Genomic DNA, 13,404 nt, shown 5'->3' with positions numbered 1-13,404 from the left:
CCACGGCTTTTTCATGTGTCCAGCTGTGAAGAACCTGTAATATCAGCTGACTTATGAGGGGGATGTGACCGCCGGGGCCGGGGTATCCGAAGCGGCGCGCGTTCCTCTCGTTCTTTCGGGGAGGATCGCCTTGTCCTTGGCTCGTCATGTCTTCGTACGTCACTCCCGAGCGAGACGCGCGGCCGTCGCCGTGGCCGCCTCCGCCGCGCTCGCGGCCGGGCTGAGCCCGCTGCTGCCGTCGGCGGCCGCGGCGGAGGCGCCGCAGGAGACGGTGGTGCCGGCCGCGCTGCGGAGCACCAACCTGGCGGCGGCGCTCCACTACCCCGACAGCCTCACGGGTGCGGACGGGGCCGGCACCGAGGGCGTCTTCCACCGGCAGGAGGGCACCCGCGGCTACCTGTGGGCGCGATACGCCGACGGCAAGACCTTCGAAACGCCGAAGACGACAGGCACCGTGGCCGTCTCCGGAACGGGCAGCGACGTACTCGCGTACCGCTACCCCGGCGCCCGTATCGACCTCTGGAACGCCGCGGACGGCACCACCCGCACTCTTGAACTGCCCACAGGTCAGGGCTTCTTGACCGTGTACGGCACCACGGTCGTCACGTACCACTCCGTCACGAACGCCGACGGGACGACCGGGCGGGTCATCCACCTGCTGACCGTCGGCGCGGACGGGTCTGTCGTCGACAAGGAGGTCGGCGGGCTGCCCGCGGGCATGACGCTCGGACAGCCACGCGGCGCCGACGCTTCGGGCCTGGTCTTCCAGGCGATGCTCGACGGCACCGCCCGCATGGTGGCCGTGGACCGCACGACCGCCCGGGTCGTGAGCTGGACCCGGCCGCTGCCCTCCACCACCTACAGCCGCGTCGAGGTCTCGCCGGACTACGTCGCCGTCTACAGCCGGACGCGCGACACCAAGGTGCTGGTGCTGCCCCGCTCCGACCTGTCGGCCACCCCCGTCGAGGTGGTCCTGACCGGAAGGAGCTCCGCCAACTACGTGGCGCTGGTGGGCGACTGGCTGGTCCAGCGCCTCAACAGGACCAACCAGGTGACGGCTCAGCCCATCGCGGGCGGCGCCTCAGTGACCCTGCTCACCTCGACGGCCCCCGATCTGTCCGCCGAGCCGAACGGCAGCGCCCTCACCATCGGCCGTACCACCGCCGACGACTGGGGCATCCAGCGCATCCACGCCGGCCCGGACGGCAAGCCCGTCGTCACGCAGGTCAAGGCCCTCCCGAAGCCGCCCGCCCCGATCCAGGGCCTGTCCCTGGAGCAGGGTCGCCTGGTCGTCACCGACACCAGCGGGAGCACGCAGCGCAACGACTACGTGCGGACCGTCGCCGCCACCGGGACCCCCGCCTTCGGCGAGCGCTCCGAGTTCACGCCCCGGATCGTCTCCGACGTGGTGGTCGGCACCTGCCCGGCGAACGACGTGTCCTGCTCCCAGGTCTTCGGCACCGCCGACGGCCGGATCGCCTGGCTGGAGCACACCAACTCGGACACACAGGATCTGATCCGGGTCAACGGGCCGACCGAGGCGCGGCTCTGGGACCGGACCGTGCCGACGGGCGGTCGTATCACCGACGTGTCCGGGCGGTACGTCCTCTACACGGACACCGACAAGCAGTACGTCTACAAGATCGGCGACCACGGCACCCCGTCCGTCACCCGCCCCCCGGGCGCCGCCGCCCTCTCCGGTGACGTCCTGTGGACGGCCGGCACGACCCCCGGCAGCGTCACCGCGTACAACCTCACCGCCAAGAAGACCACCGAGACCCTCACCACCGACGCGGGCTGCAAGCCCACCGAACTCCAGGCGCTCGGCCGCTACCTGTACTGGACCTGCGACGGCCGGGCCGGCGTCTACGACCGTACGGCGAAGAAGTCGGTGCCCGTGCCGACGGGCGAGGCGAAGCTCGGCGACGGGTACGTCGTCACGCACGACCAGCAGGCCGGGAAGCTGACGCTGACGACGGTCGCGGGCGGCACGTCCGCGAGCCGGGTCGTCGGTGACCTGCCCGACACGCCCGGTGTCTCGCAGCGGGACGTGCGCTGGACCGTCGACGAGGCCGGCGCCAACGCCGCGTACGTCGACGGCGAGGAGCGCGTGCACCTCGTACCGTCCGGGGTGGCGCAGCAGCCGCTGCGGCTGCTCGGGCCCGCGCAGAGCGCGTCGTACGTCGAGTCCAAGGAGGTCGACGAGACCCCCGACACCCTGACCACCGTGCTGCTGTCGAAGCCGTCGGCGAACTGGCGGCTGACCGTGCGCGCCAAGGCGACCGGCAAGGTCGTCGACGTCCGGGACGGCGGGGCGGCGCGGGGCGAGGTCAGTCTCGGGTGGGGCGGTAGGACGTCTGCGGGCGAATTGCTGCCGAGCGGCCCGTACGACTGGACCCTGTCCGTCACGCCCGCGGACGGCGTCGGCGGGCCGGTCGAGGTGCGGGGCTCGGTGAAGCTGCTGCACGGCGCCCCCGTACGCCACGACCACACGGGTTCGCAGGGCTTGCCCGACGGCACGGGTGATCTGCTCACCCTCAATTCCTCCGGTGCGCTGACGTTCCAGCGGGGCACGGGGAAGGGCACCTTCTCCGGGAAGGTGTCGGGGAGCGGCTGGTCGACGTCCGTCGTGGCCGTCCCGTTCGGCGACCTGAACCGGGACAACTGCAATGACGTGCTGGTGCGGATGAGCGACGGTTCGCTGCGCGGCTACAAGGTCAAGTGCGGGCTGGCGCCGGCGCCTTCGATGTCGTACACGAAGCTGGGCACCGGCTGGAAGGCGTACAACGTGCTCACCTCGCCCGGCGACCTGACCGGTGACAAGCGGCCGGACCTGCTGGCGCGCAAGGCCTCGACCGGGGACATCCATCTGTTCGCGGCGAAGAGCGACGGGACGCTGGCGGCGGGGAAGAAGATCCGCTCGAAGTGGACCGGCTACACGAAGATCGTGGGCGCCGGTGACCTGACCGGCGACGGCATCGGCGACGTGCTGGCGCGCGACAAGGCGGGGACGCTGTACCGCTACAACGGCACGGGGACGGGTCTGCTGAAGGAGCGCGTGAAGGTCTTCTCCAAGTGGGGCGCGTCCTACAACGCGATCGTCGGCGTCGGGGACATCACGGGCGACGGCAAGAACGACCTGGTGGTGCGGGACACGGCGGGCCATCTGTACCGCCAGACCGGCAACGGCAAGGGGTCGTTCGCGGCCCGGGTGAAGATCGCGAGCGGCTGGAAGGGCTACAAGGGTATTTTCTAGCCAAGTTGTGACGTGTGTCATGCCCTCGGCGAGGGAATCGCTGGGGGCATGACAGATGACGCGACAGCGAGTGGGCTGACGGACGAGGAACGGCTGGCCCAGCTCGGTTACACGCAGGTTCTCGCCCGCCGCATGTCGGCGTTCTCCAACTACGCGGTCTCCTTCACGATCATCTCGGTCCTGTCGGGCTGCCTGACGCTGTACCTGTTCGGCATGAACACGGGCGGCCCGGCGGTGATCACGTGGGGCTGGGTCGCGGTGGGCCTGATGACCCTCTTCGTGGGTCTGGCCATGGCCGAGATCTGCTCGGCGTACCCGACGTCGGCGGGCCTGTACTTCTGGGCGCACCGCCTGGCGCCCTCGCGTACGGCCGCCGCCTGGGCCTGGTTCACGGGCTGGTTCAACGTCCTGGGCCAGGTGGCGGTGACGGCGGGCATCGACTTCGGGGCGGCGTCCTTCCTCGGGGCGTACCTCAATCTCCAGTTCGACTTCGAGGTGACACCGGGCCGCACGGTGCTGCTGTTCGCGGGCATCCTGGTGCTGCACGGCCTGCTGAACACCTTCGGGGTCCGGATCGTCGGGCTCCTGAACAGCGTGAGCGTGTGGTGGCACGTTCTGGGCGTGGCGGTGATTGTGGGAGCGCTGACCTTCGTTCCGGATGAACACCAGTCGGCGTCCTTCGTGTTCGGCGAGTTCGTGAACAACACGGGCTGGGGCAGTGGTGTGTACGTGGTGCTGCTGGGCCTGCTGATGGCCCAGTACACCTTCACGGGGTACGACGCCTCGGCCCACATGACGGAGGAGACGCACGACGCGTCGACGGCCGGCCCGAAGGGGATCGTCCGCTCGATCTGGACGTCATGGATAGCGGGCTTCGTCCTGCTCCTCGGTTTCACCTTCGCGATCCAGTCCTACGACGGTGCCCTCGCGTCCCCGACGGGGGCGCCGCCGGCCCAGATCCTGCTCGACGCGCTGGGCGCGACGGCCGGCAAGCTGCTGTTGCTGGTCGTGATCGGGGCGCAGCTGTTCTGCGGGATGGCGTCGGTGACGGCCAACAGCCGCATGATCTACGCGTTCTCGAGGGACGGCGCACTGCCCTTCTCCCACGTCTGGCACACGGTGAGCCCGCGCACACGGACGCCGGTGGCGGCGGTGTGGCTGGCGGCGATGGGGGCGCTGGTGTTGGGGCTGCCGTATCTGATCAACGTCACCGCATACGCGGCGGTGACCTCGATCGCCGTGATCGGTCTGTACATCGCGTACGTCATCCCGACGCTGCTGCGGTTGCGGAAGGGGGAGGATTTCGAGCGCGGGCCGTGGCATCTGGGGCGGTGGTCCCGGGCGATCGGCGTGGTGGCGGTGGCGTGGGTCTGCGTGATCACGGTGCTGTTCATGCTTCCGCAGGTGTCGCCGGTGACGTGGGAGTCGTTCAACTACGCGCCGGTCGCCGTTCTGGTCGTACTGGGGTTCGCGGCGACGTGGTGGGTGGTGTCGGCTCGGCACTGGTTCCTGAACCCGGATCACGAACGGACCCGGGCGAGGGAGGCGGCTCGGGCGGGGGCGCCGGAGCCGGTTGATCCGTGACACTCCCGTGCGTTCGGAGTGGGTTCTGAGTGTGTGCTCAGTGGGTTCTGACTGCCCGGCGCGGCCGTGTCGCCGATACCCGATCGGAGACACGGCCTCGTCCGGCTATGCTCGGGGTGGCAACATCGCCAGGGCCGTTAGCTCAATTGGCAGAGCAGTGGACTTTTAATCCATTGGTTGTGGGTTCGAGTCCCACACGGCCTACAGCGGAGCCCCAGTTCAGACGGTATCTGGACTGGGGCTCACGGCATTTTCGGGGGCTCAGAGATCGTTGGCTCGCCCCATGCTCGCCCGAACGGTAGGCGATCACGATGTGGGCGGCCTCCAGTGCCTCGGGTGAACGGCGACGGTTGCAGCTGGACCACCACCTGCACGGCGCAGTAGGGCTCCTGTGGGCGTGCGCCAGATCGCGGACGGTGGGTCACTGGAGGCGCAGGGTCCGCCCCTCCCCATTCCCCGGGCCCTGCCCCTTTGTTGCGCCCCTCCTGGCAGGCAGGCACGTCTGGCTGGCTGGCTGGCCGGGCTTGGGCGCGGCAGTGGCATCCCGAGAAGGAGAAATCATGAAGCGACGTATCACTGCGATAGCGGGCGGCGTGGCCCTCGCGGCCGGTGCCCTGCTCACAACGGCCTACCCCGCAGCCGCTGACTCGGACACGGGCGTTATGTGCGCAAATCTGGATGACATGGGCGACGACGGCGGCATCTCCGCCTTGGTGGCCACGCCAGTGGAGGCTTGCGGAGGTAATGGCCACGGCTGACCGGGCCTCTAGCGACTCGCTACCTCGGCAGCCGAGGTACATGAGCGGCCCCGGTCGGCGAGGAGGTCAGCCGACCGGGGCCGCTGCAACTGTCAGGCGCGGGCCCGCACGATGAGCGTGCCCACCGTGCGCGGACCGGGCGGCGCGGCCAGTACCTGCGTGCGCACGTCCGCGTAGCCGTACCTGCCGAGCAGCTGCTCCCACACCTCCGGCTCGTAGTCCCAGCGCTTCACGACGAGCGGGTCCTCGTCGGCGCCGCGCGGAATGTACGAGGCCTGGCAGCCGTAGCAGCCCTCGACGGGCGGCCGCTGCGAGAACACCAGCGTGCCGCCCAGCCGTAGCCGCTCACGCACGGCCGGGAGCAGGACGGCCGGGTCCGTGAACCACGCCGCCCCGTACACCGAGTACACGGCATCGAAGGGGTCGGCGTCGCGCACGTAGGAACGGCGCCTGCCCGCACCGGACACCGAGGACACCGGAGAGTGGGAACCCGGACACGAACGGCCCGCGCGGAACCGGAGGGCCGGACTATGGTCGTAACCACGAAACGTCGAAGGAGGCCATCGGCCATGACTGCCCACGCAGCCGAACCGACATCGGTCGTCCCCCCCATGCCCGAGCGGACCCCGAAGGCGCTGCGTGAGGCAATCGCCCGGCACGCTCCGCAGCTCCTTCCCGACTTCGACGAGCACTGGAAGCGGGCGATCGCCGACACCTACGACCTCGCCCCTCTGCCCGCATTCCTGGCCCGCTGGTGGGTCGAATACTCGATCGCCCGTGACCCCAAGCTCGACGCTCACGTGGACGATCTCCACCGCCGTGCGGCAGAGGCCACCGACTACGCCGAGGCCAAGGCCCTTCTGGAAGAGGTGTCGAGGATCCGCTACAGCGCGCGGGAGCTGGGGCCCGGCCAGTGACCGACGACTTCATGGGGCCGCCCTGGCAGATGGACTGGCGGCTCGATGCCCTCGCCTGCCGCGATGCGCTGCCTGAACATGTGCGGAAGATGGTGGACGAGGCCCGTGCCGAACTGGTCACCGCGAAGGATCCGTACTTCCGGGGGATCGACGCCGATGGCGACCTCCCGGAGAGCATGTATGTCCAACCGGTGCGGTCCACCGATCCCAAGGGGCCGTACATCCTTTACTTCGACAACCATCGGGGCTGGCTGGTCTACACCTTCGACCGGCGCCCCGAGGATCCGCAGATCGTGGTGGTGGAGGTCTTCTGGCAGTGAACCGGCGGCGAACCGAAGCCGGTCACGTGTCAAGCCGGTGACCCCCGGCACCCCCGGAGGGGTTGTGTGCGGGGCCCGGCACGCCGGGCTCCGTCGAATAGGACCCCGCGCCCCTTCGTACGCGGTAACCCGCAACGACGTACGTGCCGAGAACGAACAGCCCTCACGACCTCAGCCCCGCCGCATCGCAAGCCGCCACGATCTCCGCCGTACAGATCTGATCGATCGTGTACATACCGTCCTTGACGACGGTGTCTTCGATGTTGTCCCGGGTCACGGCAACCGCGGGGAGCACGACGGCCGGGATGTCCTTGGTGGTGGCGTTGCTGACCCGGTCCTCGGCGATCGCGTCGAGGCTCTCGCCGCGGCCCAGGGCGAGGGCCATCTCAACGGCTGCGGCGGCTTGGTCCGCGTAGGACTTGTAGACGGTCATGTACTGCTCTGCGGTGACGATGCGCTGGATGGCCGAGACAAGAGCGTCCTGGCCGGTGACCGGTGGCAACGGGTTGATGCGGGCGGCCTTGAGGGCGGAGATGACGCCGGAGGCGAGCCAGTCGTTGGCGGCGTAGACACCGTCGATTCTGTCGGCGCCGAGGGTGGCGATGGCGTTCTTCATGTTCTGGTGGGCCGTCGAGATCTCCCACCCGGGCGTGTCGTAGGCCTTGCCGATCTTCACCTTGCCCTCGAGGACGGAGAGCGCGCCCTTCTTGAACGCATTCGCGTCCGGGTTGATGGGATCGCCGTTCATCATGACGATCTGGCTGTCGCGGGCCCTGTCGCCCAGAGCCTCGAGAAGTGCCTTGCCCTGGAGCTCGCCGATGGCGTGGGGGTCGAAGGAGACGTAGGCCGAGATGGGTCCCTCCGCGAGGTGGTCGTAGGCGACGACGGGAATGTCCGCCGCGTGTGCGTCTCTGATCGAAGAGCGGATCGCCTCGGCGTGGACGGAGGCGAGGATCAGGACATCGACCCCCTTGGCGATCATCGCCTCCGTTTGCTGCCCCTGGGTGGCCGCGTTCAGCCTGGCGTCGGCGTACTCCACCGTGCAGTCGGCGCACAGGTCCTTGATCTTCTCCTCGATCAGGGGCTTGTCGAACTGCTCCCAGCGGGTGGTCCCCCCGTAGCCCGGGAGCAAGAGGCCTATCCTCAGGTTCTCGCCCGAGCCGCCGGACTCGCCGGACTGCCCGCAGGCGCCGAGACCGACGGCCAGTGACACAGCTGTCACGACGCCGACAACACCACGCAGACACGCACGCATCTCCCCGGCCTCCTAGCACCTACGAGTCCACCACGGGAGTGGCTCCGAGGCCACCGGACGCCGACACCAGCACCGGACAGCACACGGCCCAGCCCACGCCCCTGGTGTAGCCCGCTACACCCTCCGCCCGGGTACCTCCTCCCCCGCGCGCCGCCACCGGGTCGCCCAGCGTTTGCGCCATGTGGAAACCGTTCAGCGGGCCGCCTGGGCCACGGTGCATCTCGTCGTGGCCGCGGCGATGGCGTTCGGTGTGTGGATCTTCATCACCGTGCTGCTGATCGCCGCCATCGGCACGGTCGCGGTGGTCGGTGCCTGGATGCTGCCCGAGACGGTGGTGCTGATCCGGCGGATCGCCGGGGCCAAGCGGGGGCTGACGGCCGCGTGGACGGGGCGGCGGATCCCCGAGGCGTATCAGACCATCGGCGGGACGCTGCGCGAGCGGCTGCGGATCGCCGTACGGGATCCGGGAACGCTCACCGACCTGCGCTGGATGCTCGCCTACTACTTTTACGGCGCCCTCGTCCTCCTCGCGCTGCCGCTGTGGCCCGTCGGGCTGGTCGTCGACGGTGTGGGGTGCGGGCTGCTGCGGCGGCGTGCGGTCGTGCTGCCGTTGATCGTCCGGCTCGCCGACGGCGCGGGTCGCCCGGGAGAAGATCCCCGGGCTGCCGGTGCTGGTGCTCTCGCAGTACGTCGAGGAGTCGTACGCCGCCGAACTGCTGGGCGGGGGCACGGGCGGTCTCGGCTACCTGCTCAAGGACCGGGTGGGGCGGGTGGACGAGTTCCTCGACGCGCTGGAGCGGGTCGCGGGCGGGGGTACGGCGCTGGACCCCGAGGTGGTGACCGAGCTGCTGACCCGTCGCCGCGACACCCCGCTCGACTCGCTCACCCCGCGCGAGCGCGAGGTGCTGAAGCTGATGGCGGAGGGGCATGACAACGCCACCATCGCCAAGATGCTCGTCGTGACGGAGCGCGCTGTGCACAAGCACATCGGCAACGTCTTCCTGAAGCTGGGGCTGCCGCCGAGCGACAGCGGGCACCGGCGGGTGCTGGCCGTGCTGGCGTACCTGGCGCACACCCCTCAGTGATACAGGCCTTGGCCGTCAGACCGCGTGAAGTCCCGTCAGTTCGCCCAGCGGCAGCGTGTGCTGGGTCTGGAGGACCTTCGCGCGCAGGTAACGGACGTTGTGTGCGGTGGTGAAGACGCCCGTGGGCACGCGGTCACGGACGTCGATGCCGAGGTCGCGCAACTGGCCCGCCTTGTCGGGGTTGTTGGAGAGCAGGTCCAGGGTGGAGACGCCCAGGGCCTGGAGCATCTGCGCCGCCGCCGTGTAGTCGCGGGCGTCCTCGGGCAGGCCCAGCGCGGTGTTGGCGGCGTAGGTGTCGAGGCCCTGGTCCTGGAGGGCGTACGCGTCGAGCTTGTTGTAGAGGCCGATGCCGCGGCCCTCCTGGCGGAGGTAGAGCAGGACGCCGCCGCGGTCGGCGATGCGCTCGACCGCCTCGCGCAGCTGCGGGCCGCAGTCGCAGCGGGCGGAGCCGAAGACGTCGCCGGTCAGGCACTCGGAGTGCAGACGGACCAGCGGGGTCGTGCCGGGAGCGGGGTCGCCGAGGACCATGGCCACGTGTTCCTGGCCGTCGGCCAGGCCGTGGAAGGTGACCAGTTCGGCGTCGACGCCATAGCCGTCGTGGAAGCGCAGCGGTACCCGGACGCGGGAACGCGGGGTGGCGGCGGGGAAGTCGGGCATACGGGTTCTCCCGGGTAGGGTCCGGTGGTCACATCTGCTTCAGATTTGAAGCAGATCTACGGGTACGGACCCTACCCTATGCTTTAAATTTGAAGCAATGGGGAAATGGTGAGGAAGCGGCGGATCTGTGACCAGGGTCACTGGGTTCACTGGGTTCACTGGAAGGACGGAGACGAGCGGCGGCGCCAAGGGACCTCGTCGGTGGCGGGGCGCTCCCCGTCGTCTCCCTGGAGGGCCCGGGTGATTCCCGAGCAGATCTCCTCAAGCTGGCCCACCTGTTCCTCGGTGAGATGGTCGAAGAGGGAGGCGCGCACCTTTTCGACGTGTCCCGGTGCCGCCTGTTCCAGGATCGTCATGCCCTCGTCGGTGAGAATGGCGAGGCTGCCGCGCTTGTCCCAGCGGCAGCTCTCCCGCCGTACCAGGCCGTCCTTCTCCAGCCGTGTCACCCCGTACGTCAGCCGGCTGCGCGTGATCTTCAGCTGCTCGGCGAGGTCGGTCATACGCAGGCGCCGTTCCGGAGCCTCGGAGAGGGTGGCCAGGATGGAGTAGTACAGGTGGGGCATGCCGGCGTCCTGCTGGAGCTGCCGGTCGAGCGCGTCCTCCAGGAGGTGCGTCGCGGCGATGTACGCGCGCCAGGCGCGCTGCTCCTTCGGGGTGAGCCAGCGAGTCGTCATGCCACCAGTGTAAGTTTGTTTCAAACTTGAACCAAGCCCGCCGGGGAGCGTGCCGATGCCTCATCCCTACGTCCTGCTGTCCGCCGCCGTCTCCCTCGACGGCTACCTGGACGACACCGGCCCCGAGCGCCTCCTGCTGTCCGGCCCGGCCGACTTCGACCGGGTCGACGCGGTCCGGGCGTCCGTCGACGCGATCCTGGTCGGCGCGGGGACCATCCGGGCCGACAATCCGCGGCTGCTGGTCAACTCGCCGGAGCGACGGGCGGCCCGGGTGGCCGCCGGCAAGCCGGAGTACCCGCTCAAGGTCACGGTCAGCGGCTCCGGGGACCTCGACCCGACGGCGAAGTTCTGGCACACGGGCGGCGAGAAGATCGTCTATACGACGGAGAAGGGTGCGGAGCGGGCCCGGGCACTGGGCCTGGCCGCCGATATCGCCCCCCTGGGTGCCGAACTCGACTGGCGGCGGCTCCTCACGCACCTGCACGACGTCCGCGGGGTCCGCCGCCTGATGGTCGAGGGCGGCGGACAGATCCACACCCAGCTGCTGCGGCAGGGGCTCGCGGACGAGCTCCAGCTGGTGCTGGCGCCGCTGTTCGTCGGCGATCCGGAGGCCCCGCGGCTCTTCGGGCCCGGGCCCTACCAGGGCGGGCGTCTGCGGCTGGTGGAGACGCGGGCGGTCGGTGACGTCGTACTGATGCGGTACGAGCCCACGGCGCCCGGGGTGGGTGGGGCCGCGTCGGCTGCGGATCACCACTGGCTGCGGCTCGCGTGCGAGCTGGCGGAGCGGTGTCCGCCGTCGGCGACGGCCTTCAGTGTCGGGGCGGTGGTGGTGGCGGCCGACGGTACGGAGCTGGCGCGTGGGTACTCCCGGGAGGGCGACTCCGTCGAGCACGCGGAGGAGGCGGCGCTGGGGAAGATCGAACCGGGTGATCCTCGGCTGGCGTCCGCGACGGTGTACAGCAGCCTGGAGCCGTGCGCACGGCGGGCGTCTCGGCCGGTGCCGTGTGCTCGGCTGATCCTGGAGGCGGGTGTGCGGCGGGTGGTGACGGCCTGGCGGGAGCCGGACACGTTTGTGCCGGGGGCCGATGGGAGCGGGGTGCTGGCGGCTGGAGGTGCGGAGGTGGTCGTGCTGGCGGAGTACGAGGGGCGGGCCAAGGGGCCGAATCGGCATGTGCTGGGGTGAAAGGGCGCCCGCACCACCCCGATGACAACCGTGGCGACTTGTGTCCTTCGCATGGCGTACACTGGTGTTTACCGACGCGGGGTGGAGCAGCTCGGTAGCTCGCTGGGCTCATAACCCAGAGGTCGCAGGTTCAAATCCTGTCCCCGCTACTGAAGGCCGAGGGCCGGAATCCGAAAGGGTTCCGGCCCTCGGTTTTTTCGTGTGTCCCGCACGCTCGTGACCGTTGTCACGGGTGGTGACCGGGCGACCGCCCTCCGCATAACAACTGACATACCGTCAATACCTGTGTGACACATGAGGCGCGGCCAACTCGCCCGTTTTTCGCCGGTCATGGGCCGTAAAGTCCTGGGCGAAAACGTTAATGATCAAGTGGAACAGCTTGGAATCGAGCCCCCGGGTCTATTAACGTTCGATAACGCAGCGCGGTCGTCCCAGCCGTCACAAGAGGCGGCTCCGTGCGCACGCGCCGAATTCCGCAAGGGAACCGGGGAACCACCACCATGGGGTGAATCGCGTGGATACCACCGTGAAGTCACGGCTGGTATACGCGCGTAGGAGACCTTCCTGCTCCGAACCCGTCAGCTAACCCGGTAGGCGAGAAGGAAGGAAAGGAGCACGCCCCACGTGGCGTCCAACCGGCCTGCCCCAGAAGCCCCGCTCGAGCCGAGCCAGCGCGACACCGAGACCTTCGGCTACGACAGCTACCGCACCGACGAGGGCCCCTGGACGGAGTGGAACCCCACCGAGGAGTCCCTCCGACCCGTACGCGGCCGGCACCGTGTCGCCAAGCAGCGTGGCGGACTCGCCCGCAGCTCCACCGTCCTCGGCGTCGGCGTCATAGCCGCCGTCAGCGCGGGCGGCATGGCCAGCGCGCAGACCGGCAAGCCGCCGGTGTCCATCTCCCTGCCCGACCTGCCCAACGTGGGTTCCCTGATATCGGACGACGAAGCCTCCGAGGGCTCCGCGACCGCGCTCAGCAGCGTCGGTGTGGCCTCCGCCGACACCGATCAGGGCGCCGCGGGCGCCGGTGAGGCGCTGCGCTCCAGGATCCTGGCCCAGGCCGAGCAGCAGCAGGACCAGGTCGAGAGCAAGGCCGCCGCCGAGGCCGCGGCCGCCGCCGAGAAGCAGGCCGCCGAAGCGGCCGCCAAGGCGGCGAAGGAGGCCGAGGCCAAGGCCGCCGCCGCGAAGCAGAAGGCGGAGGAAGAGGCCAGGCAGAAGGCCGAGGCCGAGCGCCTCGCCGAGCTGGCCAGGCAGTACACGCTGCCGACCTCCTCGTACACCATCACCTCCACCTTCGGTCAGGCCGGCGCCTACTGGTCCTCCGGCCAGCACACCGGCCTCGACTTCGCCGCGCCCACGGGCACGCTGATCAAGGCCGTGCACAGCGGCACGATCACCCAGGCCGGCTACGAGGGGTCGTACGGCTACAAGACGGTGCTCACCCTCGATGACGGCACGGAGATCTGGTACGCCCACCAGTCGTCGATCAGCGCCAGCGTCGGCCAGAAGGTCAACACCGGCGATGTCATCGGCCGCGTGGGCGCCACGGGCAACGTGACCGGCGCGCACCTCCACCTGGAGGTCCACCCGGGCGGGGCCGACAACGGGATCGACCCGATGGCCTGGCTGCGGAGCAAGGGACTCAACCCCTGAGACCCTGAGCCCGCGTCGATTTACGCGGTTTTTGCGGGCGCCTCCGGAATGGGGCGCTCCAC

The 13,404-nt window shown here is 69.6% G+C and carries 11 protein-coding genes, 2 tRNA genes, 2 pseudogenes and 1 riboswitch; of the genes and pseudogenes, 11 read left to right on the top strand and 4 right to left on the bottom strand.

From position 1 onward, the window contains the following. Positions 1-136: 136 nt before the first annotated feature. From ABT063_RS11665 to ABT063_RS11650, 4 genes are all read left to right on the top strand, one after another. Entirely contained in the window at positions 137-3,256 is a 3,120-nt protein-coding gene (locus tag ABT063_RS11665; protein WP_351057076.1) for an FG-GAP repeat domain-containing protein, read from the top strand. 48 nt (positions 3,257-3,304) lie between these two features. Further along, the gene (locus ABT063_RS11660; protein WP_351057075.1) at positions 3,305-4,840 is read left to right on the top strand and encodes an amino acid permease; all 1,536 of its coding nucleotides are present in this window, start codon (positions 3,305-3,307) and stop codon (positions 4,838-4,840) included. 131 nt (positions 4,841-4,971) lie between these two features. Beyond that, positions 4,972-5,044 (top strand) — tRNA-Lys (locus ABT063_RS11655). A 356-nt stretch (positions 5,045-5,400) separates the two neighbouring features. Beyond that, positions 5,401-5,598, top strand: a complete 198-nt coding sequence (locus tag ABT063_RS11650; protein ID WP_351057074.1) for a hypothetical protein — start codon at positions 5,401-5,403, stop codon at positions 5,596-5,598. Positions 5,599-5,690: 92 nt separating this feature from the next. Here the strand turns inward: ABT063_RS11650 and ABT063_RS11645 are convergent, their stop codons facing one another. Continuing rightward, the gene (locus ABT063_RS11645) at positions 5,691-6,074 is read right to left on the bottom strand and encodes a class I SAM-dependent methyltransferase (RefSeq protein WP_351057073.1); all 384 of its coding nucleotides are present in this window, start codon (positions 6,072-6,074) and stop codon (positions 5,691-5,693) included. 93 nt (positions 6,075-6,167) lie between these two features. Here ABT063_RS11645 and ABT063_RS11640 point away from each other — a divergent pair, with 93 nt between their 5' ends. Beyond that, entirely contained in the window at positions 6,168-6,515 is a 348-nt protein-coding gene (locus ABT063_RS11640) for a DUF6247 family protein (protein WP_351057072.1), read from the top strand. Further along, positions 6,512-6,835: a hypothetical protein gene (locus tag ABT063_RS11635; RefSeq protein ID WP_351057071.1), complete on the top strand. Its 324-nt coding sequence runs from the start codon at positions 6,512-6,514 to the stop codon at positions 6,833-6,835. The genes ABT063_RS11640 and ABT063_RS11635 overlap by 4 nt, the downstream gene beginning before the upstream one ends. Before the next feature lie 163 nt (positions 6,836-6,998). Here the strand turns inward: ABT063_RS11635 and ABT063_RS11630 are convergent, their stop codons facing one another. Beyond that, on the bottom strand, positions 6,999-8,090 hold the full coding sequence (locus ABT063_RS11630) for a sugar ABC transporter substrate-binding protein (protein ID WP_502990800.1): 1,092 nt from the start codon (positions 8,088-8,090) through the stop codon (positions 6,999-7,001). A 238-nt stretch (positions 8,091-8,328) separates the two neighbouring features. Between ABT063_RS11630 and ABT063_RS11625 the strand changes: the two are divergent. Continuing rightward, positions 8,329-8,586: pseudogene (locus ABT063_RS11625) on the top strand (sensor domain-containing protein); the annotation flags it as partial. 136 nt (positions 8,587-8,722) lie between these two features. Next, positions 8,723-9,175 (top strand): annotated as a pseudogene (locus ABT063_RS11620) (response regulator transcription factor); the annotation flags it as partial. A 15-nt stretch (positions 9,176-9,190) separates the two neighbouring features. Here the strand turns inward: ABT063_RS11620 and ABT063_RS11615 are convergent. Further along, on the bottom strand, positions 9,191-9,832 hold the full coding sequence (locus ABT063_RS11615; RefSeq protein WP_351057069.1) for a GTP cyclohydrolase II: 642 nt from the start codon (positions 9,830-9,832) through the stop codon (positions 9,191-9,193). Between the two features lie 155 nt (positions 9,833-9,987). Then, positions 9,988-10,506 (bottom strand): MarR family winged helix-turn-helix transcriptional regulator, encoded by a 519-nt coding sequence (locus ABT063_RS11610; protein WP_351057068.1) that lies wholly within the window; start codon positions 10,504-10,506, stop codon positions 9,988-9,990. Between the two features lie 55 nt (positions 10,507-10,561). Here ABT063_RS11610 and ABT063_RS11605 point away from each other — a divergent pair, with 55 nt between their 5' ends. From ABT063_RS11605 to ABT063_RS11595, 3 genes are all read left to right on the top strand, one after another. Beyond that, a complete protein-coding gene (locus ABT063_RS11605) occupies positions 10,562-11,689 on the top strand; it encodes a dihydrofolate reductase family protein (RefSeq protein WP_351057067.1) in 1,128 nt (375 codons plus the stop codon). Between the two features lie 75 nt (positions 11,690-11,764). Next, positions 11,765-11,838: transfer RNA gene (locus ABT063_RS11600), tRNA-Met, on the top strand. A 305-nt stretch (positions 11,839-12,143) separates the two neighbouring features. Beyond that, positions 12,144-12,301, top strand: a riboswitch (cyclic di-AMP (ydaO/yuaA leader). A gap of 12 nt (positions 12,302-12,313) precedes the next feature. After that, on the top strand, positions 12,314-13,342 hold the full coding sequence (locus ABT063_RS11595) for a M23 family metallopeptidase (RefSeq protein WP_351057066.1): 1,029 nt from the start codon (positions 12,314-12,316) through the stop codon (positions 13,340-13,342). The last annotated feature ends 62 nt before the right edge of the window (positions 13,343-13,404 follow it).

The organism is Streptomyces sp. NPDC002838 (assembly GCF_040295365.1).
Lineage (GTDB): Bacteria > Actinomycetota > Actinomycetes > Streptomycetales > Streptomycetaceae > Streptomyces.
Note: the sequence above shows the minus strand (reverse complement) of the source record. Positions and strands in the feature narration are given on the sequence as shown.